Annotated in this window: 15 protein-coding genes; all 15 read right to left on the bottom strand. The window is 70.6% G+C overall.

Translation table 11 applies throughout. The features are described from left to right. Positions 1 to 12: 12 nt before the first annotated feature. Positions 13 to 903 (bottom strand): UTP--glucose-1-phosphate uridylyltransferase GalU, encoded by an 891-nt coding sequence (gene galU, locus ABT025_RS22150; RefSeq protein WP_350997012.1) that lies wholly within the window; start codon positions 901 to 903, stop codon positions 13 to 15. Positions 904 to 1,007: 104 nt separating this feature from the next. Beyond that, on the bottom strand, positions 1,008 to 5,051 hold the full coding sequence (locus ABT025_RS22145; RefSeq protein ID WP_350997009.1) for an Rne/Rng family ribonuclease: 4,044 nt from the start codon (positions 5,049 to 5,051) through the stop codon (positions 1,008 to 1,010). Between the two features lie 232 nt (positions 5,052 to 5,283). After that, positions 5,284 to 6,066: a TIGR03936 family radical SAM-associated protein gene (locus ABT025_RS22140; RefSeq protein WP_350997007.1), complete on the bottom strand. Its 783-nt coding sequence runs from the start codon at positions 6,064 to 6,066 to the stop codon at positions 5,284 to 5,286. 143 nt (positions 6,067 to 6,209) lie between these two features. After that, the gene (locus ABT025_RS22135; protein WP_350997005.1) at positions 6,210 to 7,388 is read right to left on the bottom strand and encodes a hypothetical protein; all 1,179 of its coding nucleotides are present in this window, start codon (positions 7,386 to 7,388) and stop codon (positions 6,210 to 6,212) included. A 104-nt stretch (positions 7,389 to 7,492) separates the two neighbouring features. Then, positions 7,493 to 9,418, bottom strand: coding sequence for a TIGR03960 family B12-binding radical SAM protein (locus ABT025_RS22130; protein WP_350997002.1), 1,926 nt, complete (start codon positions 9,416 to 9,418; stop codon positions 7,493 to 7,495). A gap of 50 nt (positions 9,419 to 9,468) precedes the next feature. Continuing rightward, a complete protein-coding gene (locus ABT025_RS22125) occupies positions 9,469 to 10,989 on the bottom strand; it encodes a CYTH and CHAD domain-containing protein (protein ID WP_350996999.1) in 1,521 nt (506 codons plus the stop codon). A 51-nt stretch (positions 10,990 to 11,040) separates the two neighbouring features. After that, positions 11,041 to 12,231: a rod shape-determining protein RodA gene (rodA, locus tag ABT025_RS22120; protein WP_350996996.1), complete on the bottom strand. Its 1,191-nt coding sequence runs from the start codon at positions 12,229 to 12,231 to the stop codon at positions 11,041 to 11,043. Next, the gene (gene mrdA / locus ABT025_RS22115) at positions 12,231 to 14,396 is read right to left on the bottom strand and encodes a penicillin-binding protein 2 (protein ID WP_350996993.1); all 2,166 of its coding nucleotides are present in this window, start codon (positions 14,394 to 14,396) and stop codon (positions 12,231 to 12,233) included. Before mrdA ends, rodA begins: the two co-directional genes overlap by 1 nt. Before the next feature lie 133 nt (positions 14,397 to 14,529). Beyond that, on the bottom strand, positions 14,530 to 15,195 hold the full coding sequence (gene mreD, locus ABT025_RS22110; RefSeq protein WP_350996991.1) for a rod shape-determining protein MreD: 666 nt from the start codon (positions 15,193 to 15,195) through the stop codon (positions 14,530 to 14,532). Between the two features lie 11 nt (positions 15,196 to 15,206). Continuing rightward, positions 15,207 to 16,259: a rod shape-determining protein MreC gene (gene mreC, locus ABT025_RS22105; RefSeq protein ID WP_350996988.1), complete on the bottom strand. Its 1,053-nt coding sequence runs from the start codon at positions 16,257 to 16,259 to the stop codon at positions 15,207 to 15,209. A gap of 98 nt (positions 16,260 to 16,357) precedes the next feature. Next, positions 16,358 to 17,377 (bottom strand): rod shape-determining protein, encoded by a 1,020-nt coding sequence (locus ABT025_RS22100; RefSeq protein ID WP_073723157.1) that lies wholly within the window; start codon positions 17,375 to 17,377, stop codon positions 16,358 to 16,360. 293 nt (positions 17,378 to 17,670) lie between these two features. Continuing rightward, positions 17,671 to 18,084 (bottom strand): nucleoside-diphosphate kinase, encoded by a 414-nt coding sequence (ndk, locus tag ABT025_RS22095; protein WP_024492992.1) that lies wholly within the window; start codon positions 18,082 to 18,084, stop codon positions 17,671 to 17,673. Between the two features lie 110 nt (positions 18,085 to 18,194). Then, entirely contained in the window at positions 18,195 to 18,551 is a 357-nt protein-coding gene (locus ABT025_RS22090; protein WP_327711163.1) for a DUF4233 domain-containing protein, read from the bottom strand. 5 nt (positions 18,552 to 18,556) lie between these two features. Then, positions 18,557 to 20,080: a bifunctional tetrahydrofolate synthase/dihydrofolate synthase gene (gene folC, locus ABT025_RS22085; protein WP_350996984.1), complete on the bottom strand. Its 1,524-nt coding sequence runs from the start codon at positions 20,078 to 20,080 to the stop codon at positions 18,557 to 18,559. A gap of 108 nt (positions 20,081 to 20,188) precedes the next feature. Beyond that, positions 20,189 to 22,810, bottom strand: coding sequence for a valine--tRNA ligase (locus ABT025_RS22080; protein WP_350996981.1), 2,622 nt, complete (start codon positions 22,808 to 22,810; stop codon positions 20,189 to 20,191). Between the last annotated feature and the right edge of the window lie 83 nt (positions 22,811 to 22,893).

Here is a 22,893-nt window from a genome sequence, read left to right as displayed (position 1 = left end):
GGGCGCGGCCGCTCAGAGCTCGGCCGCCACGAAGGCCCGCAGCCAGGTACGGAAGTCCGGGCCCAGGTCCTCGCGCTCGCAGGCGAGTCTGACGATGCTCCGCAGATAGTCGCCGCGGTCGCCGGTGTCGTAGCGGCGGCCGCGGAAGACGACGCCGTGCACCGGACCGCCGAGCCTCTCGTCGGCTGCCAGCTGCTGCAGGGCGTCGGTCAGCTGGATCTCGCCGCCCCGGCCCGGCAGCGTGTCCCGCAGCACTCCGAAGACGGCGGGGTCCAGGACATAGCGTCCGATGACCGCCAGACTGCTGGGGGCCTCGCCTGCCTCCGGCTTCTCGACCAGTCCGGTGACCCGGACGACGTCGTCCTCCGGCGTGGTCTCCACCGCGGCGCATCCGTACATGTGGATCTGCTCGGGTGCGACCTCCATCAGCGCGACGACGCTGCCGCCGTCGCGCTCCCGGATCTCGGCCATGCGGGTCAGCAACGGGTCGCGCGGGTCGATCAGGTCGTCGCCGAGCAGGACCGCGAACGGCTCGGCACCCACGTGCGGTTCCGCGCACAGGACCGCATGCCCGAGGCCCTTCGGGTCGCCCTGCCGGACGTAGTGCACGGTCGCCAGATCACTGGACTCCCGGACCCGGTCCAGCCGTTCGCCGTCGCCCTTGCGGGTGAGCGCCGACTCCAGCTCGTGGTTCCGGTCGAAGTGGTCCTCCAGGGCGCGCTTGTTGCGCCCGGTGATCATCAGCACATCGGTCAGCCCCGCCGCGGCCGCCTCCTCCACGACGTACTGGATCGCCGGCTTGTCGACCACCGGCAGCATCTCCTTGGGCGTCGCCTTCGTCGCCGGCAGGAACCGGGTACCGAGCCCGGCGGCAGGTACAACGGCCTTCTGGATCCTGTGCATGTGCTGAGACTTCCGTGTGGGGGCGGGAGCGGCCGGCACCGGAACGCAGCAGGCCGGCCCCGTGGAGGGACCGGCCTGACTGCGTCACGCGCGGTACGAGGGGATCAGACCTCGTCGGCCGAAGCCGTGACGGCGGACGACGACTGCTCGGCCGCCACCGTCTTCTTCGCCGCCTTCTTGGCCGTCGTCTTCTTCGCGACGGTCTTCTTGGCCGCCGTCTTCTTGACGGCCGCCTTCTTGGCCGTGGCCTTCTTCGCGGTCTTGCGGGCCGCCTTCTTGGCCGGTGCCGGTTCGGCCTCCGCCTCAGCGGCGGACTCCGGCTCGGCACCCGTCACCACGACGACCTCGGCGTCCTCGGCACCTGCGGGGGAACCCGCGGGCGCGGTGGCCTTACGGGTCGCCCTGCGCCGGGCACGCGGCGGTGCGGCCGGCTCCTCGGCGGGGGCCTCGGCGTGCGGCGCCTCGACGACCGGGTCCTCCGCGGCGACCGGGTCGGCGACGGACACCGGCTCCTCGGCGACCGGGGCGGGCTCGGGGACCACGACCGGCTCGGCGGCCGGGGCGGGCGAACCCGCCGGGGCGGTCGCCTTACGGGTTGCCCGACGGCGCGTACGGCCCTGCGGCGCCTCGGCCGGGACCTCGGCGACCTGGGTCTCGGCAACCGGCTCCGGCTCCACCACGGGCTCCGGCTCCACGACCGGCTCGGCCACCGGGGCCGGGGCGGACGCGGACCGCGGGGCGCCGGCCGGGGCCGTCGCCTTACGGGTCGCCCGGCGACGGCCACGGCCGCGCCCTGCTGCCGCCTCGGCCTCGGCCGGGCTGCTGTACAGCTCCTCGTCCGGGACGAACTCCGGCTCGGGAAGCGCCAGCGGAGCGGCCACCTCCGCAGCCACCTCCGCCTCGGTCTCGACGTCGGTGTCCGTCTCGGAGACGTGCTCGTGGTCGTGGTCGTGCTCCTGGCCCGAACCACCGCGGCGCTTCTTGGAACGCTTCCCGTTGCCGCCGCCGCCCACCGAGGTGGGCTGCTCCATGTGCACGATCACGCCGCGCCCGTTGCAGTGGACACAGGTCTCGGAGAAGGACTCCAGCAGACCCTGGCCGACCCGCTTGCGGGTCATCTGGACCAGGCCCAGCGAGGTGACCTCGGCGACCTGGTGCTTCGTACGGTCGCGACCCAGGCACTCCAGCAGACGCCGCAGCACCAGGTCCCGGTTGGACTCCAGCACCATGTCGATGAAGTCGACGACGACGATGCCACCGAGGTCGCGCAGCCGCAGCTGACGCACGATCTCCTCGGCCGCCTCCAGGTTGTTCTTGGTGACGGTCTCCTCGAGGTTGCCGCCCTGACCGGTGAACTTGCCGGTGTTGACGTCGACGACGACCATCGCCTCGGTCTTGTCGATCACCAGCGAGCCGCCGCTCGGCAGGTAGACCTTGCGGTCCAGCGCCTTCATGAGCTGCTCGTCGATCCGGTACGTCGCGAAGATGTCGACCTCGGAGGTCCACCGCGACAGCCGGTCCGTCAGGTCGGGGGCCACGTGCGAGACGTAACCGTAGATGGTCTCCCACGCATCGTCACCGCTGACGATGACCTTGGAGAAGTCCTCGTTGAAGATGTCGCGGACGACCCGGACGGTCATGTCCGGCTCGCCGTAGAGCAGCGTCGGCGCGTTGGAGCTGCCGCTGCTCTTCGACTTCTTCTGGATGTCCTCCCACTGCTGCTGCAGGCGCTCGACATCGCGGCGCAGCTCGTCCTCGCTCGCGCCCTCAGCCGCGGTACGGACGATGACGCCCGCGTCCTCGGGGACGATCTTCTTGAGGATGGTCTTCAGCCGGGCGCGCTCGGTGTCGGGCAGCTTGCGGCTGATCCCGGTCATCGAGCCCTCGGGCACGTAGACCAGGTAGCGGCCGGGCAGCGAGACCTGGCTCGTCAGGCGGGCGCCCTTGTGGCCGATCGGGTCCTTCGTCACCTGGACGAGGACGGACTGGCCGGACTTGAGCGCGCTCTCGATACGGCGCGGCCCGTGGGCCATTCCGAGCGCCTCGAAGTTGACCTCACCGGCGTACAGGACGGCGTTGCGGCCCTTGCCGATGTCGACGAACGCGGCCTCCATGGACGGCAGGACGTTCTGGACCTTGCCCAGGTAGACGTTGCCGACGTAGCTGGTGGCCTGCTCCTTGTTGACGTAGTGCTCGACGAGCACGTTGTCCTCGAGGACGCCGATCTGGGTGCGCTCGCCGCTCTGGCGGACGACCATGACACGCTCGACGGCCTCACGACGGGCGAGGAACTCCGCCTCGGTGATGATCGGAACCCGACGACGGCCCTGCTCGCGGCCCTCGCGACGGCGCTGCTTCTTCGCCTCCATACGGGTCGAGCCCTTGATGGACTGGACCTCGTCGAAGCCGGTGCCGGGCTCGCGCTCGGCTTCCTTCTTACGGGGTTCGCGGACCTTGACGACCGTGCGCTCCGGGTCGTCCGTGCCGTTCTCGGCGTCGGACGAGGAGTCACCACTGCGACGGCGGCGACGGCGACGACGCCGGCTGCTGCTCGACCCGGAGGCGCCGGAGTCGTGGTCGTCCTGCTCCTCGTCGCCCTCGTCCTCGGACTCCTGGGCGCGCTCGTGCTCGTCTTCGGACTGCTCGGCGGCGTCGTCCGCGTGCTGCTCGGCGGCGTCGTCCTCGGCGGACTCACCACGGCGGCGGCGGCGGCCACCGCGACGACGACGGCGCGACGGGCGGTCGCCGTACTCGTCGGTCTCCTCCCCGTCCTGCTCGGCGTCGCTCTCGCCCGAAGGCTCCTGCTCGTCCTCGTCCTGCTCCTGGACCGGGGCGGCGGCCGGAACGGGCGCGGCGGCGGGCTCGGCCTCGGCGGCCTCACCGCGGCGGCGGCGGCGACGGCGCGAGCCGCTCTGCGGCGCGGCCTCGGCGGGGGCGGCCGTCTCGGCGGGGGCGGACTGCTCCTCCACCGCCGTGACCTCGTCCTCGGGCTCCTCGTCGTGCGAGACCGGACCCGCGGCGGCCGCAGCGGCGGCCGCGGTCTCCGGGGTCTGGAACATCGGCTCGGCGAAGACCGGCGCCTGGAACACGGCGACGGCGGGGCGCTCGGCCCGACGGCTCCGGCGCACGGGCTCCTCGACCTTGCCGGTGAACTCGGGCCGGCCCGCCGCGGCGGTGGCCCGGCGACGCTGACGGCCGCGCGGGGCGGCCTCCTCGACCTCGGCGGTCTCGGCGGCCAGCTCCTCCACCGCTTCCTCGGGCAGACTCTCGCCCGTCTGGACCTCGGTGCGCTCCTCGGCGGCCTCCGTGACCTGCGGGGCACCCGCGGGAGAGGTCGCCTTACGGGACGCACGACGACGGCCGCGCGGGGCCTCGACCGGCTCGGCCGGCTCGGCGGACTCAACGGGCTCGGCCGTCTCGGTGACCTCGGCCGGCTGCGCCGGCTCGGCGGCGGCCTCGGTCCGGGCGGCCTGCGGCGCACCGGCGGGGGCGGAGGCCCTGCGCCGGGTACGGCCACGCGGCGCCTCGGCCACAGCGGGCTCGACGGCCTCGGCCGCGACGGCCTCCTCGACGATCTCGGCCACCTCGGCGGCCTGCGGCGCACCCGCCGGGGCGGTCGCCTTACGGGACGCACGACGACGCGCACGCGGCGCCTCGACCGGCACCTCGGCCTCTTCCTCGGCCGGCGCCGCAACCGGTTCCACGACCTCGACGGCCTCGGCGGCCTGCGGCGCACCCGCCGGGGCGGTCGCCTTACGGGACGCACGACGACGCGCACGCGGCGCCTCGACCGGCTCCACGGTCTCCTCCTCGGCCGGCGCCGCGACCGCGGCAGCCGGCTCCACGATCTCGACCGCCTCGGCGGCCTCCGGCGCACCTGCCGGGGCGGTCGCCTTACGGACGGCACGACGGCGCGCACGAACGGGCGGCGCGGCCTCGGCCTCTGCGGTGTTCTCGGTGCTGCTCTCCGACACTCCGGCGTCAACGGCCGGTATGGCCGACGACTCGGCTCCGGCCTGTGCGCCCGCTGTCGGCGGGCCCGCCGGGCGGGATGCGGCACGGCGCCTGCGGCGCGGCGGCAGCTTGTCCCCGGGGGTGTTGTTGTCTTCTGCGTTCCCGGTGGTGCCGGGTTCGGTGGACTGAGGCATGCGGGCGGTTCTCCCGTCGGGCTCCCGGGCGCCGCGCCTGATTCCGGTCCGGCACGGTCCGCATGGTGTACGCGGTACCGCCGTCCGGGGCGCGGGCGCCGCACGGGAACTGAATGTCTGGCTCGCCGGTTCCGTACGCGTTGTGCGTACGGCCTGGCGAAAGTCTTATGGGTCAGCGCACAGCCCGGCCCAGGTGGCTCCCGAGTCCGAGGGCTGCGCTACGACGACCGCCTTACGCGGAACCTGCACCCTCCGGCGCCGTCGCGACGGCGGTCCCGGTGGCCGTGGGTAGAGCGGCCGGGGCTGCCTCGCGGTCAGGCGCGAGCGGGTCGGTCACCGTGCCGGACTCCTCGTCGAAGAGCCCCTGCGCCAGCCTGGTCACCGCTGCGGGGACCGGCGGCGCCAGGTCGGCCACAACGCGGAGACCGGACAGGACGTCGTCAGGCCGAACGGCAGGTGTCACGTGCCGAACAACCAGCCGCAGTATCGCACAGGCCTTGTCCCCGGGCCTATCAGGCTGATGATCAAGGGCCTGCAGGTCGACCACCGCGGAGCGGGCGTCGAAGCTCCGCATGCCGTTCTTCGTACGGCGCTCGACCTCGACGGTCTCGGCCGCGTTGAACGCGGCTACGGCCTTCTCGGCGTCCTCCACGGCGACCCCGTTCAGCCGCATCTCCCAGATGGAGGCGGTGAGCCGGTCGGCGAGACCCGAAGTGCGGGCCTCGACGGCGTCGGTGATGTCGAGACCGTCCGGCAGCGAGTCGTTGAGCAGCTCGCGCAGCGTGCCCGGATCACGGGCCTCGGTGAGCGCGATCTCCAGGAACTCGGCCTCGCTGCCCGTGCCGGTGGGTGCGGCGTTGGCGTACGAGACCTTGGGGTGCGGGGTGAACCCCGCCGAGTAGGCCATGGGCACCTCGGAGCGGCGCAGCGCCCGCTCGAAGGCACGCTGGAAGTCTCGATGACTGGTGAACCGGAGGCGGCCGCGCTTGGTGTAGCGCAGTCGGATGCGCTGCACTGCCGGTGCGGGCGGCGGGCCTTCGGGCTGTCGCTTGCCCAGTGGTTCTTCTCCTCGGTGCGGAGCGGACGCGGTGGCACGCCGCCCTCGAAATACGGGTGGCCCCGGGGCGTCCGGTCCGGCTCACCCCCGCTGAACGGATTTCACTTCCGCAGGGAGATCTCTGGTCCGGGCGCCGCGCTGGGCACAGTCGTCGCTTGTTGCGTATCACCCAGAGTACGCGCAGACAGGCTTCCCGGTTCCCGGGGCTCGCGTTCGCGCACTCCGCCGACCAGCGCCCGCCATGCGTCGCTCCTGGCCTGCCGGACGGTCTCGCGGGCCGTGCGCAGCGTCTGCCGGGCCGTCCGGCCCACCGCTAGGGCGGCCCGCCCGGCGGGGGCGAACACGGCGTCGCGCAGGAAATGCCCGACCGGGGTGCACACCGTGCGATAGGCCCAGGCCACCGGCGCCCCGACGAGACGCCACGCCAGCCGGGCCAGCGCCCGGCCGACGGCCCGCGAGATGAATCCGGCGACCCGCCAGGCAACGCCGAACGCGGCGGCGGTCTCCCGGCCGACGGGGGTCAGGATCCGCCGGTACACCCAGACCACCGGGCTGACGAGAAGCACCGTGACCAGCCACCGGACGGCGGCCCACAGCCCCCGGCAGCCGGCCTCGATGCCGCGGACCAGCAGACCGAGCAGCCAGGCGATGCCGTGACCCAGTGGAGTGAGCAGTTCCCGGTAGGTCCACACCAGCGGCAGCACGATCAGATGCCCCACCAGCCAGGCGACGGCCGGCCCCAGCGGCTTCAGGACGTAGCGCCACAGGAGGACGACCGGCATGACGCACACGACGGTGAGCAGCCACCTCACCGCTGTGGCGAAGCCGCGTCCGGCCGGGAGCACGAGCGCCCGCCAGACCCACCGCAACCCGTGCCCGACCGGAGTGAGCACCTGCTCGTACAGCAGGACGAGCGGCACCACGATCCCGTACCGCACTCCCGGCACCACCACGTACCGCCACAGCGCGACCCACGGCCACACGAACACCGCCATGGCCAGCCACCGCAGCCCGTGCCCCAGTGGGGTCAGCACCTGCGCGTACAGCCAACGGGCCGGGATCGCGACCAGCACCTCGAAGAGCCACGCCAGCGCGCGCCCCAGCGGGCGCAGCAGAATCCGGTCGGCAGCACGGGCACCCGCGACCAGGGCGTCCCAGACCATCCGCACCGGCAGGACGAGGACGAGGACGACGATCCTCACCGGAATCCTGACGAGCGTGGTCAGACAGCCGTCACCGCCCTCGTACCGCGCGGGTGCCTGGTGCTTTCCGTATTCCATGCACCTCATGACGCGAAGGTCCGGCCGGGGGTTTCCTCCGGCCGGACCTTCGTCACCAAGATGTCACCCAGCAGAATCCGGGCGCTGCCGTGTCAGCGGCGGACCTACTTCACGACCGTCAACGGCAGGAGCTTCTTGCCCGTCGGACCGATCTGGATGTCGAGGTCGAGCTGAGGACAAACCCCGCAGTCGAAGCACGGCGTCCAGCGGCAGTCCTCGACCTCGGTCTCGTCGAGCGAGTCCTGCCAGTCCTCCCAGAGCCATTCCTTGTCGAGACCGGAGTCCAGGTGGTCCCAGGGCAGGACCTCCTCGTACGTCCGCTCGCGGGTCGTGTACCAGTCGACGTCCACGCCGAAGTCGGGCAGCGTCTTCTCGGCGCTCTTCATCCACAGGTCGTAGCTGAAGTACTCGCGCCAGCCGTCGAAACGGCCGCCGGCCTCGTAGACCGCGCGGATGACGGAGCCGACCCGGCGGTCGCCGCGGGAGAGCAGGCCCTCGACGATGCCGGGCTTGCCGTCGTGGTAGCGGAAACCGATCGAGCGGCCGTACTTCTTGTCGCCGCGGATCTTGTCGCGGAGCTTGGTCAGCCGCGCGTCGGTCTCCTCGGCGCTGAGCTGCGGGGCCCACTGGAACGGGGTGTGCGGCTTGGGGACGAAGCCGCCGATGGAGACGGTGCAGCGGATGTCGTTCTGCCCGGAGACCTCGCGGCCCTTGGCGATCACCTTGACCGCCATGTCGCCGATCTGGAGGACGTCCTCGTCGGTCTCGGTCGGCAGGCCGCACATGAAGTACAGCTTCACCTGACGCCAGCCGTTGCCGTACGCGGTGGAGACCGTGCGGATCAGGTCCTCCTCCGAGACCATCTTGTTGATGACCTTGCGCATGCGCTCGGAGCCGCCCTCGGGGGCGAAGGTGAGACCGGAGCGGCGGCCGTTGCGGGTCAGCTCGTTGGCCAGGTCAACGTTGAACGCGTCGACGCGGGTGGAGGGCAGCGAGAGGCCGATCTTGTCGTCGGTGTAGCGGTCCGCGAGGCCCTTGGCGATCTCGCCGATCTCGGTGTGGTCCGCGGAGGAGAGGGAGAGCAGGCCCACTTCCTCGAAGCCCGTCGCCTTGAGACCCTTCTCCACCATCTCGCCGATGCCGGTGATGCTTCGCTCCCGCACGGGGCGCGTGATCATGCCGGCCTGGCAGAAACGGCAGCCGCGGGTGCAGCCGCGGAAGATCTCCACGGACATCCGCTCGTGGACGGTCTCGGCGAGCGGGACGAGGGGCTGCTTGGGGTAGGGCCACTCGTCGAGGTCCATGACCGTGTGCTTGGACACGCGCCACGGCACGCCCGACTTGTTCGGCACCATGCGGCCGATGCGGCCGTCCGGGAGGTACTCGACGTCGTAGAAGCCGGGGACGTAGACGCCACCGGTCCTGGCGAGGCGGAAGAGCACCTCCTCGCGGCCGCCGGGGCGGCCCTCGGCCTTCCAGGCACGGACGATCTCGGTGATCTCCAGGACGGCCTGCTCGCCGTCGCCGATGACCGCGCAGTCGATGAACTCCGCGATCGGCTCGGGGTTGAACGCGGCGTGGCCGCCCGCGAGCACGATCGGGTCGTCGAGGCCGCGGTCCTTGGCGGCCAGCGGGATGCCGGCCAGGTCCAGGGCGGTGAGCATGTTGGTGTAGCCGAGCTCGGTGGAGAAACTCAGCCCGAAGACGTCGAACGCCTTGACCGGGCGGTGGCCGTCCACGGTGAACTGCGGCACCTTGTGCTCGCGCATCAGCGCTTCGAGGTCCGGCCAGACGCTGTAGGTGCGCTCCGCGAGGACGCCTTGGCGCTCGTTGAGTACCTCGTACAGGATCATGACGCCCTGGTTGGGGAGTCCGACCTCGTACGCGTCCGGGTACATGAGGGCCCAGCGGACGTCGCATTCGTCCCACGGTTTGACGGTGGAGTTCAGCTCACCGCCGACGTACTGGATGGGCTTCTGCACATGCGGGAGCAGAGCTTCGAGCTGTGGGAAGACCGAATCGACAGACATCGCGAACTTTCGAGAGCTGGCAGGGGTGACCATCCAGCGTACCGCGCCGCTCAGCCTCCGGATGCCGCCCGGATCTCCGCGCGGGAGGCGCGGGCCCACACCCCGGGCAGTTCCCGCTCCCGTGCCGCGGCCGTCGCCTCCTCCTGTCCGTGCAGCAGTCCCCAGGTGAACGAGGACTCCCCCGCCGCGTGGGCCTGGACGGCGAGGGCGCGCAGGGCGTCGCGGGCGACCACGCTGTCCTGGTGGTCACCGAGGACGCCCTGGACGGCCTTGAGCCGCTTGACGGACTTCCCGGCCGGCTTGCCGAGGGCGGGGCGGGCCGCCTCTGCCGCGTAGCGTGCGCGTTTCGCCGCCTTGCGGGCGTTGTGCAGGGCGGTGTCGCGTTCGGGGCCGGGTGGGTGTTCCAGGGCGTGGGCGATCCGGGTGGCGAGGCGTTCCTGGTCCTTGTGCGCGGCGCGGGCGAGTGCCTTGCCGGGCGGGTCGGCGGCCGCCGGAAGCAGGGGCGGGTCGGCGAGGAGCGCTTCCAGGGTGTGCAGCAGGGCGAGGTAGCGGGCGCCGTCGAGGACCGCGACGGTACGGCGGCGGGAGCCGCTGCGGCGTGCCGTGGACCAGATCCGCAGCCGGGCGCGGACCGGGCCGAGGACCAGGGTGCGGGGCAGGGCGTCGAGCCGGGTGCGCAGGCGGGCGTCGAGGACCTCCTGGTCGCGGTCGACGCCGAGTTCCGCCGCGAGCCACTTCAGCTCCTCGCCGACGGGGTCGGTGACCGTCCGGTCGAGGACCTTCCGGTACGTGCGGAACGCGCTGCGGAGCCTGCGGGTGGCGACCCGCATCCGGTGCACGGAGTCGGGCAGGCCCCGGCGCACGGCCGGGTCGAGGGCGACGATCGCGGTGATCTGGTGGCGTACGTAGGCGAGGACGTGGTCGCCCGCCGTGTGCGGCGGCGTGGTGGGCCGTGGTTTCCGCTTCTTCTTCGGGGAGGTCTCGGTCAGGGCGCGGGACAGTTTGGAGGGGGCTGCGGAGGGCTGTATCCCGGCCTTGCGCAGCCGTCGTTCGACGGCGTCGAGGAAGGCGGGGTCGCCGTCGTCGGCGAGTTCGACCTCGATCTCGGTCCAGGCGGTGCTGCGGCTGCCGCCGTCCAGCCGCTCGGCCCGGACCTCGTCGACGGTGAGTTCGGCGAGCGGTTCGCCGTCCGGGCCGTTGAGCAGGTGGACGTCGCGGGCGGAGCGGAGCCTGACCACGGGGACGACGGCGGTGTCGCGGACCCGGGAGCGGATCAGTCCGGCGAGGTCGGGCGGCAGGGTGTCGGAGAGCGGGGCCCGGATCTCGTCACGGATGCCGGAGGCGACCGGGAACTTGAGGTGCCAGCCTGCGTCGTCGCCGCCGGTGCGACGGCGCAGGGTGAGGCTGTCGGCCGCGAGCCGGAGGTCCGCGGTGTCGTAGTAGACGGCGTCGAGGTCCACGACGCCCCGGTGGTCCACGGCGGCGACTCCGGCCACCCGCGTCAGGTCGGGCAGCCGGCTGCCGCCGGCCGGTTCGAACTTTCGCTCGATCTCGCGCTTCGCGTCCGCCATGCTTCAAATCCAGAGGTCATATGCGTACTCGGGCAGTGGCCCCGCAACGGCTCAGGCCGTTATCGGCCGTTGCACGCGGATCGACTGGAGCAGTCCGATGGCCACCCAGACGGCGAACATCGAGGAGCCTCCGTAGGAGACGAACGGCAGTGGCAGTCCGGCGACCGGCATGATGCCCAGCGTCATGCCGATGTTCTCGAAGGCCTGGAAGGCGAACCAGGCGATGATTCCGGCGGCGACGATCGTGCCGTAGAGCTCGGTGGTCTCGCGGGCGATGCGGCAGGCGCGCCACAGGACGACGCCGAGCAGGACCAGGATCAGTCCGGCGCCGAGGAAGCCGAGTTCCTCACCGGCGACGGTGAAGACGAAGTCGGTCTGCTGCTCGGGGACGAACTGGCCGGTGGTCTGGGTGCCCTGGAAGAGGCCGGTGCCGGAGAGGCCGCCGGAGCCGATCGCGATGCGGGCCTGGTTGGTGTTGTAGCCGACGCCGGCCGGGTCGAGTGCCGGGTTGGCGAAGGCGGCGAACCGGGCGATCTGGTAGTCGTCGAGCAGTCCGAGCTGCCAGATGGCGACGGCTCCGGCGACGCCCGCGCCGAGGATTCCGAAGACCCAGCGGTTCGACGCGCCGGAGGCCAGCAGCACGCCGAGCACGATGACGACCATGACCATCACCGAGCCGAGGTCGGGCATGCCCATGACGATCACCATCGGGAGCGCCGCCAGACCGAGGGCCTTGGCGACGGTGCGGTGGTCGGGGTACGGCTGGTCGCCCGCGTCGACGCGGGTGGCGAGCAGCATCGCCATGCCGAGAATGATGGTGATCTTGGTGAACTCGGAGGGCTGGAGGGAGAAGCCGCCGGGGAGGAGGATCCAGGCGTGGGCGCCGTTGACGGTGGTGCCGAGCGGGGTGAGGACCGCCATCACGAGGATCACGGACACGCCGTAAAGGATCGGCACGGCACCGCGCAGGGTCCGGTGGCCGAGCCAGATCGTGCCGACCATCAGGGCGAAGCCGATGCCCGTGTTGAGGGCGTGGCGGAAGAGGAAGTAGTACGGGTCGCCGTGGGTGAGCGAGTCACGTCCGCGGGTCGCCGAGTAGACGAGCAGCGAGCCGATGAAGGACAGCGCGATCGCCGAGCCGAGCAGCGGCCAGTCGAGGCGGCGGACGACGGAGTCGCGGGCGGTGAGCCTGCCCCAGGTGGAGCGCTCGGGGGCGTACCGCTGGACGGAGAAGCCTGCCATCAGTCGCGCCTCCCCAGGACCGCGGCGAGCGTCTGGGCGCCCGGCGGCTTCTGCGATTCGGGGTCGTAGGGCTTGATCTTCGGGGCGTCGATGGTGCCGTCCGTCTGGATCTTCGGCAGGGACTTCTGCGGGGTCGGCAGCAGGGCCTTCTTGAGGTCCTGCTTGCCCGCGGCGTCGAGGCCGTAGAGCGCGTTGTAGATGTTGCGGACGGCGGGTCCCGACGCTCCGGAACCCGTACCGCCCTGGGAGATCGTCATGACGATCGAGTAGTCCTTGGTGTACGTGGCGAACCAGGAGGTCGTCTGCTTGCCATAGACCTCGGCCGTACCCGTCTTGGCGTGCATCGGGATCTTGTCCTGCGGCCAGCCGCCGAATCGCCAGGCGGCGGAGCCGCGGGTCGCGACACCCGCGAGGGCTTCGTCTATTTCGTTGCGCGTCTTCTGGGTGAAGGGGAGCTTGCCGTGCGACGTGGGCTCGATCTCCTGGACGGTCTTGCCGTCGCCGCTGACGATCGCCTTGCCGACGGTGGGGTCGTAGAGGGTGCCGCCGTTGGAGATGGCCGCGTAGATGGTCGCCATCTGGATCGGGGTGACGAGGGTGTCGCCCTGGCCGATCGAGTAGTTGACGGAGTCACCGGCGCGCATCTTGTCGCCTTCGAGGCAGTTCTCGTACGCGATCTTCTCGACGTACGTGCCGTCCTTCTTGCCCTGCTTGCACCAGGCGTCGTGGTTGGCCTCGGCGAAGTTCTTCTTCCACTCGCGGTCCGGGACGCGGCCGCTGACCTCGTTGGGGAGGTCGATGCCGGTCTCCTTGCCGAGACCGAACTGGTGGGCGGTCTTGTAGAACCAGTCGTCGGGGTTCTTCTTGGGGTTGTTGCCGCCGTCCTTCTGCCACTCCTTGTGCGCGAGGCCGTAGTACACGGTGTCGCAGGAGACTTCGAGGGCGCGGCCGATGGTGATGCTGCCGTAGCCCTGGGACTCGAAGTTCTTGAAGGTCTGGCCGCCGATGGAGTACGAGCTGGGGCACGGGTAGTTGCCGTCGAAGGGGTACCCGGCGTTGACCGCGGCGGTGGAGGAGATGACCTTGAAGATGGAGCCGGGGGCGGCCTGGCCCTGGATGGCCCGGTTCAGCAGCGGGAAGTTGGAGTTCTTTCCGGTGAGCTTGGCGTAGTCCTTGGCGGAGATGCCGCCGACCCAGGCGTTGGGGTCGTAGCTGGGCAGCGAGGCCATGGAGACGACCCGGCCGGTCTTGGCCTCCATGACGACGACGGCGCCGGAGTCGGCCTTGTAGTTCTCGCCGGTGTTGGTGTCGAACTCGGTACGGGCCGTCTTCATGGCCTGGTTGAGCTCGTACTCGGCGACGGCCTGGACGCGGGCGTCGATGGAGGTGACGACGCTGGCGCCGGCCTCCGCCTCGTCGTTCTTGGCCTGGCCGATGACCCGGCCGAGGTTGTCGACCTCGTAGCGGGTGACGCCCGCCTTGCCTCGCAGCTCCTTGTCGTACGTGCGCTCCAGGCCGGAGCGGCCGACCTGGTCGGAGCGGAGGTAGGGCGAGTCGCTGTCCTGGGCCTTGGTGATCTCGTCGTCGGTGACGGGTGAGAGATAGCCGAGGACCTGGGCGGTGTTGGCCTTGCCGGGGGCGGCGTAGCGGCGGACCGCGGTGGGCTCGGCGGTGATGCCGGGGAAGTCCTCCGCGCGCTCGCGGATCTGGAGGGCCTGCTGGGTGGTGGCCTCGTCGGTGACCGGGATCGGCTGGTAGGGCGAGCCGTTCCAGCAGGGCTGCGGGGTCTTCGAATCGCAGAGCCGGACCTTGTCGAGGACGTCCTTGGGCTTCATGCCGAGGACGCCGGCGAGCCGGGTCAGGACGCCCTTGCCGTCGTCGTCCATCTTCAGCAGCTCGGTTCGGCTGGCGGAGACGACGAGGCGGGTCTCGTTGTCGGCGAGGGGCACGCCGCGGGCGTCGAGGATGGAGCCGCGGGCGGCGGGCTGGACGACCTGCTGGACGTGGTTGTTCTTCGCCTCGTCGGAGTACTCCTGGCCGTTGCGGATCTGGAGGTACCAGAGGCGGCCGCCGAGGGTGAGCAGCAGGGAGAAGACGAGGACCTGGATGACGATGAGGCGGATCTGGACCCGCTGGGTCCGTCCGGTCTCGGGAATGTTGGTCACGGGGCGCCCCCGGTGGTGGTCGGGCCGGTTCCTGTCCGGAGTTCCGCGTCGTCCGCGCGGAGCGCGGGCGGGGAAATCCGGACAGGAACCGGGGCTACGGGGGGCGAGGCCGGCGCCCCCGGGTGATGCGGTGTCACAGTCGCTTGACTCCCTTGATCCGTCCGGCGCGCGCGGCGCGGTTGCGGGCGGCCTTGACGCGCAGTCCGCCGCGCTGGCTGCCGATCCGGAGCCCGGTGCCCGCGGCGAGCCAGCCGGCTGCGGCGTCGCCCCGCCCTGAGGAGGACTCGGTGAGCGGGTCGTTCACCGTGCGTCTGGCGATCGCCATGATCAGCGGAACGGTGAACGGCGCGAGAAGCAGGTCGTAGACGGCCGCGGTGAACAGCAGGCTGCCCAGCCCCACATGGCGGGCCGCCGTGTCGCCGACGAGTGCGCCGACGCCCGCGTAGAGCAGCGTCGATCCGATCGCCGCCGCGACGACCACAGCCATCGGGACGAAGGCGGACTTGAGCTGCCCGTTCTCGGGCCTGGCGAGTCCGGCGAGGTAGCCGATGACGCAGAGCACCAGGGCGTACCGCCCGGCGGCGTGGTCGGCCGGGGGCGCCAGGTCGGCGAGGAGTCCCGCGCCGAAGCCGATGAGGGCCCCGCTGACGTGCCCGTACACGAAGGCGAGTCCGAGGACGACCATGAGCAGCAGGTCGGGTACGGCGCCGGGGAGCTGGAGCCGGGAGAGTACGGACACCTGGACGACGAGGGCGATCACGACCAGAACGATGGAGAGCAGAGTCCGGTTGACACGCATGGGGATCAGCTCTACCTCTGTTCGTTTACCGCGTTGTCGGCGTTCGGTGTGGCGTTCCCGCTGGGGTTGGGGTCCGGGCTGCCGCTGGGACTCGCGCTCTGGTGGATGTTCCCGACGACGTTGCCGTTGGTGTCGACGATGTCGCCGTTGGGCGAGATGGTGACGGTGACGGTCGGGGTGGGCTTCGGCTTGGCGGGCTTGACGGGCTTCTTCGGCAGGACGGCGTCCCGGGGGTCCTCGCGGGGTGCCTGCACGACGATGCCGACGATGTCGAGCTTGGTGAAGCCGACGTACGGGCGGACGTAGACCGTACGGGTCAGGTCGCCGCCGGACGGGTCGACGCGGACGACCTCACCGACCGGGACGCCGGGCACGAAGGGCTTGTCCTTGCTGGAGCCGAACGTGACGAGGCGGTCGCCCTTCTTGACCTTGGCCTTGCCGTTCAGGAACTGGACGGACAGCGGGCGCGAGCCCTGGCCGGTGGCGAAGCCGAGTTCGTCGGTGGACTCCATTCGGGTGCCGACGGTGAAGTCGGGGTCGTTGGCCAGGAGCACCGTGGCGGTGTCCGGGCCGACGGTGGTGACGCGGCCGACGAGTCCGTCGCCGTTGAGGACGGTCATGTCGCGCTTGAGACCGTCCTTGGAGCCGGCGTCGATGGTGACGGTCCAGGAGAAGCCCTGGGCCGCCCCTATGGCGATGACTTCGGCGGCCTTGATGCCGTACTGGCCGGCGTCCGACTTCTTGAGCATCTTGTCGAGCTCGCGGACCCGGCTGCGGTTCTGGTCGTCGCTGCCGAGCTCGGCCTTGAGCGCGGCGTTCTGCTTCTCCAGCTCAGCGATCTTGTCGTGCCGGTCGCCGGAGGCGCGTACGGCCCCTATGGCGTTGCCCACCGGGTCGACCGCTGCCGCCACGCCGTTCTCCACCGGTCCGAAGACGGTCGCGGCGGCCTGCCGGGCGCCGTCCACCGGTGACTCCTCGCCGCCGCGGATGTCCACCGTGATCAGTGCGAATGCGATGGCGATCAGCAGCACCAGGAGCAGCCGGCTCTCTCGTGTGTCCCTCACGTGCGGCGGCCGTGCCTTCCTCGTAGGAATGTTCGTGCCTGTATATCAACGATCCTCCGCGCGGAGCGGCAGCGTCCGCGCGGAGGGCCGTGGAATTTCTAGCGCCGGGGCTGGGCGTCCAGCACCTGCTGGAGAGCCTCGAACTCCTCGACGCACTTGCCGGATCCGAGCGCGACCGAGTCCAGCGGGTCCTCGGCGATGTGGATCGGCATGCCCGTCTCGTGGCGCAGCCGCTCGTCGAGGCCGCGCAGCAGCGCGCCGCCGCCGGTCAGGACGATGCCCCGGTCCATGACGTCGCCGGAGAGCTCCGGCGGGCACTTGTCCAGCGTCGTCTTGACCGCGTCGACGATCGCGTTGACCGGCTCCTCGATCGCCTTGCGGACCTCGGTGGCGGAGATGACCACGGTCTTGGGCAGCCCCGAGACGAGGTCGCGGCCCCGGATCTCGGTGTGCTCGTCCTTCTCCAGCTCGAACGCCGAACCGATGGTGATCTTGATCTGTTCGGCGGTGCGCTCACCGAGCAGGAGCGAGTACTCCTTCTTGATGTGCTGGATGATCGCGTTGTCCAGCTCGTCACCGGCGACCCGGATGGACTGGGCAGTGACGATTCCGCCGAGCGAGATGACCGCGACCTCGGTGGTGCCGCCGCCGATGTCGACGACCATGTTGCCGGTGGCCTCGTGGACCGGCAGGCCGGAACCGATGGCCGCCGCCATGGGCTCCTCGATGATGTGCACCTGGCGTGCGCCGGCCTGCGTCGACGCCTCGATGACGGCGCGTCGCTCGACCCCGGTGATACCGGAGGGCACGCAGACGACGACCCGCGGGCGGGCCAGGTAGCGGCGCTTGTGGATCTTCAGGATGAAGTAGCGGAGCATCCGCTCCGTGATCTCGAAGTCGGCGATCACGCCGTCCTTCAGTGGCCGTACGGCAACGATGTTGCCCGGTGTACGGCCGATCATCTTCTTGGCCTCGGAACCGACCGCGAGGATGCCGCCGGTGTTGGTGTTGATGGCCACGACGGACGGCTCGTTCAGAACGATGCCGCGCCCCCTGACGTACACCAGCGTGTTGGCAGTCCCGAGGTCGATAGCCATGTCACGGCCGATGAACGACATTGAGTTCCCCTTGTTCCCCATGAGGATGCGTCGGGCCTTCCCAAGCGAAAGCGGTGATGGCTTGTTTTGGTAGGCGAGGTGAGCGCTGCGGGCGTGGAAGCTTCCATCGTAGTGCCGGATACACCGACACAGCGCGAGGGTCCTTCGCCATGCTGAGCAGAACGGGTGTCCGTTCCACTCATGGTGACGTTACGTCGGAGTGATGCGTTCCCGCGATCCGGAACCCTATGCCGAAGGGCGACCGAATTACTTCGGTCGCCCCAGGTCATCAGCGCTGTTCGGCTGATCCGAAGTCAGGAAAGTCCCGGAAAGAACAGCTTCATTTCTCGCTCTGCGGACTCCTCGGAGTCCGAGGCGTGGATGAGGTTCTCCCGGGTGATGGTGCCGAAGTCGCCGCGGATCGATCCGGGCGCGGCGGCGATCGGGTCGGTGGGGCCCGCCAGGGCGCGCACGCCCTCGATGACCCGCTCCCCCTCGGCGACCAGCGCGACGACCGGGCCCGACTGCATGAACTCGACGAGCGGCTCGTAGAACGGGCGGCCGACGTGCTCGGCGTAGTGCTGCTCCAGCGTGGCGCGGTCGAGGGTACGCAGCTCCAGCGCCGTGATCTTCCAGCCGGCCTTGCGCTCGATGCGGCCGACGATTTCGCCGACCAGACCGCGACGGACGGCGTCGGGCTTGAGAAGAACGAGGGTGCGCTGGGTCATGTGCGGCTCCTTGCAGGCATACGGGTGCGGTGAGGCGAGGTTACAGGGGTTCGGTGACGGGCCGGCGGCCGGGTTTGGCCGCCCGGTCGCAGGCCGCCCGGCAGCCTCGCTCAGGTACCTGCAGGCGCCTGTGCGGCCTCCTGCGCGGCCCACCGGGCCTTCACCTCGTCGATCTTGCGGCCGTAGTGCACGGAGGCCCACCACAGACCGCCGAAGACCAGGCCGAGGATGAACATCATCGGGACGACGAAGCCGCTGGCGAGCAGCGCGATCTGGAGCGCCCAGCCGAGCTGTATGCCCCCGGGGCGGGTGATCATCCCGCAGAGCAGCACGGAGAGCAGCATGCCGATGCCGCAGACCGTCCAGACCGTGGCGGACGTCAGGTCGTCGGACTTCATCGCGACGAGTCCGGCGAACCCGATCACGAAGAACTCACCGATCAACGTCGATGCACAGAGCGTACGCACTTCGGTCAGCGCCTTCCCAGAAGCAGCCGGGCCTCGCCGACCGTGATCACGGATCCGGTCACCAGCACCCCGGCGCCCGCGTATTCGTCCTCTTCCTCGGCGAGGGTGATCGCCGCCTCCAGCGCGTCGTCGAGCCGGGGTTCGACCTGGACCCGGTCGTTGCCGAAGACCTCGACCGCGACCGCGGCGAGCTCGTCCGCGTCCATCGCGCGTGCGCTGGAGTTCTGGGTGACGACGACCTCGGCGAAGATCGGCTCGAAGGCTTCCAGGAGTCCCCGGACGTCCTTGTCGCCGCTGGCACCGACCACACCGATCAGCCGGGAGAAACCGAACGCCTCGGAGAGCCCCTCGGCGGTGGCCTGGGCGCCCGCCGGGTTGTGCGCGGCGTCCAGGACGACGGTCGGGCTGGAGCGGACCACTTCGAGGCGGCCCGGCGAGATCACCGAGGCGAAGGCCTTGCGGATGATGTCGGCGTCGAGCGATCCGGTCTGCTCGGCGCCGATCCCGAAGAACGCCTCGACCGCGCAGAGCGCCACCACCGCGTTGCGCGCCTGGTGGGCGCCGTACAGCGGAAGGAAGATGTTGTCGTACTCGCCGCCGAGGCCGCGCAGCGTCAGCAGCTGGCCGCCGACCGCGATCTCCCGGGAGGCGACGCCGAACTCCATGCCCTCGCGGGCCACGGTGGCGTCGACCTCGACGGCCTTCTTCAGCATCACCTGGGCGGCGTCGACGGGCTGCTGGGCGAGGATGACCGTCGCGCCCTGCTTGATGATCCCGGACTTCTCCACCGCGATCTCGCCGGGCGTGGAGCCCAGCCGGTCGGTGTGGTCCAGGGAGATGGGGGTGACGACGGCGACCGTGGAGTCGATCACGTTGGTCGCGTCCCAGCTGCCGCCCATGCCGACCTCGACGACGGCGACGTCGACCGGCGCGTCGGCGAAGGCCGCGTACGCCATGCCGGTGAGCACCTCGAAGAAGGAGAGCCGGTAGGGCTGCTGCGCGTCGACCATCTCGACGTACGGCTTGATGTCCTCGTAGGTGGAGACGAACCGCTCGGGGTCCATCGGGGAGCCGTCCAGGCTGATCCGCTCGGTGATCGACTGGACGTGCGGCGAGGTGTAGCGGCCGGTGCGCAGGTCGAAGGCGCCGAGCAGCGCCTCGATCATGCGGGCCGTGCTCGTCTTGCCGTTGGTTCCCGTGATGTGGATGGAGGGGTAGGCGCGCTGGGGGTCGCCCAGCACGTCCATCAGCGCGGCGATGCGCGCCACCGACGGCTCGAGCTTGGTCTCGCCCCAGCGCCCGGCGAGCTCCTGCTCCACCGCGCGCAGCGCCTTGTCCACCTCCGGATCGGCGGGGCGGGCGGGGACCTCGTCGCCCTGGGGCGGTCCGGAGGCGGCGCGCAGCGTACGGCTCCCGGCCTCGATCACCGCCAGGTCGGGGTCGCGCTGGGTCGCTTCGTCGACGATCTCCGCGAAGGTCTCGTCGGAGTCGGACGCGTCGTGCCGGTCGGAAGGGCGGGGCTCACTCACGGAACCAGTCTACGGATCGGCACGGACATCGCGCGCAGCGCCCGGCGACCGTGGGCAGGAGGAAGCCCCCGTACCCCTCCTGCGGGGGATACGGGGGCTTCAGCGGTCTCAGCCCTGCGGCAGGGATGCCAGCTGGTTGGTGATCCGCTCGATGTCGGCCTCGGCCTTGGCGAGCCGGCCGCGGATCTTGTCGACGACGTTGTCCGGGGCCTTGCCGAGGAACGCCTCGTTGTTCAGCTTGCCGTTGGCCTGTGCCTTCTCCTTCTCGGCGGCGCCGAGGTCCTTCGTCAGGCGCTTGCGCTCGGCCTCGACGTCGATCGTGCCGGACAGGTCGAGGGCGACGGTGGCCCCCGCGACCGGCAGCGACGCGGTGGCGTGGAAGCCGTCCCCGGCCGGCTGCAGGCGCAGCAGCTGGCGGATGGCGGCCTCGTGCGCGGCCAGCGCGGTTCCGGTCAGGGTGAGCTCGGCCGGAACCTTCTGGCCGGGCTGCAGGCCCTGGTCGGAGCGGAAGCGGCGGACCTCGGTGACGACCTGCTGGACGAGCTCGATCTCCTTCTCGGCCGCGTCGTCACGGAAGCCGCTGTCCTTGGGCCAGTCGGCGATGACGACGGACTCGCGGCCGGTGAGCGCGGTCCAGAGGGTCTCGGTGACGAACGGGACGACCGGGTGCAGCAGTCGCAGCATCACGTCGAGGACCTCGCCCAGGACGCGGCCCGAGACCTCGGCCGGGCGGCCGCCGCCGAAGAACGTGGTCTTGGACAGCTCGACGTACCAGTCGAAGACCTCGTCCCAGGCGAAGTGCCGGAGCGCCTCGCTGAGCTTGGAGAACTGGAAGTCGTCGTAGTACGCGTCGACTTCGGCGACCGTCTTGTTGAGGCGGGACAGGATCCAGCGGTCGGTCACCGACATCTCGTCGGCGGACGGCAGTTCGCCCTCGATCGTCGCGCCGTTCATGAGCGCGAAGCGGGTGGCGTTCCAGATCTTGTTGGAGAACTTGGCGGAACCCTGGACCCACTCCTCGCCGATCGGGACGTCGACGCCGGGGTTGGCACCGCGCGCCAGCGTGAAACGCAGCGCGTCGGAGCCGTACTTGTCCATCCAGTCCAGCGGGTTGACGACGTTGCCGAAGGACTTCGACATCTTCTTGCCGTGCTCGTCGCGGACCATGCCGTGCAGGACGATCGTCTCGAACGGCGGGATGCCGTCGTTGACGTACAGGCCGAACATCATCATCCGGGCGACCCAGAAGAAGAGGATGTCGTAGCCGGTGACCAGGACGGAGTTCGGGTAGAACTTCGCGAGGCTGTCGGTCTGTTCGGGCCAGCCGAGCGTGGAGAACGGCCACAGGCCCGAGGAGAACCAGGTGTCCAGGACATCGCTGTCCTGGGTCCAGCCCTCGCCGGTGGGCGCCTCGTCGTCCGGTCCGACGCAGACGACCTCGCCGTTCGGGCCGTACCAGACGGGGATGCGGTGGCCCCACCAGAGCTGGCGCGAGATGCACCAGTCGTGGAGGTTGTCGACCCAGTCGAAGTAGCGCTTCTCCATCTCCTGCGGGTGGATCTTGACCTTGCCGTCGCGGACGGCGTCGCCGGCCGCCTCGGCGAGCGGGGCGACCTTGACCCACCACTGGAGGGAGAGGCGCGGCTCGATGGTGGTCTTGCAGCGCGAGCAGTGGCCGACGGAGTGGACGTACGGCCGCTTCTCGGCGACGATCCGGCCCTCGGCGCGCAGCGCGGCGACGATGGCGGAGCGGGCCTCCAGGCGGTCCAGGCCCTGGAAGGGGCCGGGAGCCGTGATCACGGCGCGCTCGTCGAGGACCGTGAGGAACGGCAGGTCGTGGCGCTTGCCGATCTCGAAGTCGTTCGGGTCGTGCGCCGGGGTCACCTTGACGGCGCCGGTGCCGAACTCCGGGTCGACGTGGTGGTCGGCGACGACCGGGATCGTGCGGTCGGTCAGCGGCAGCTTGATCTGCTTGCCGACCAGGTGCTTGTAGCGCTCGTCGTCGGGGTGGACGGCGACGGCGGTGTCACCGAGCATCGTCTCGGCGCGGGTGGTGGCGACGACGATGGTCTCGTCGCCCTCGCCGTACTGCATGGAGACGAGCTCGCCGTCGTCCTCCTGGTACTCGACCTCGATGTCCGAGATCGCGGTGAGACAGCGCGGGCACCAGTTGATGATGCGCTCGGCGCGGTAGATCAGCTCGTCCTCGTACATCTGCTTGAAGACCGTCTGGACGGCCTTGGACAGGCCCTCGTCCATGGTGAAGCGCTCACGGGACCAGGCGACGCCCTCGCCGAGGCGGCGCATCTGCCCGGAGATCTGGCCGCCGGACTGGTTCTTCCACTGCCAGACGCGCTCGACGAAGGCCTCGCGGCCCAGGTCGTGGCGGGACTTGCCCTCGTTGCCGAGCTCGCGCTCGACGACGTTCTGGGTGGCGATGCCGGCGTGGTCCATGCCCGGCTGGTAGAGCGCCTCGAAACCCTGCATCCGCTTGCGGCGGACGAGGGCGTCGATCAGCGTGTGCTCGAAAGCGTGTCCCAGGTGCAGGGATCCAGTGACGTTGGGCGGCGGGATGACGATGGAGTACGGCGGCTTGTCGCTGTTCTCGTCCGCCTCGAAGTAACCACGTTCTACCCAGCGCTCGTACAGCTTCCCCTCTACCTCGGCCGGCGTGTACTGGGTCGGCAGTTCGGGGGTGCTGGCTGGCTGCTGCGCTGCGTTCTCGGTCACGCCCCACAGTTTAGGGCCGTCACAAGCGCGCACTGAAACCGGTTGTTCAGTAACGGTCTCCCTCCCGGTGCCCCACGGCCGCG

It is taken from the genome of Streptomyces sp. NPDC002809, from assembly GCF_040295435.1.
GTDB lineage: Bacteria > Actinomycetota > Actinomycetes > Streptomycetales > Streptomycetaceae > Streptomyces.
Note: the sequence above shows the minus strand (reverse complement) of the source record. Positions and strands in the feature narration are given on the sequence as shown.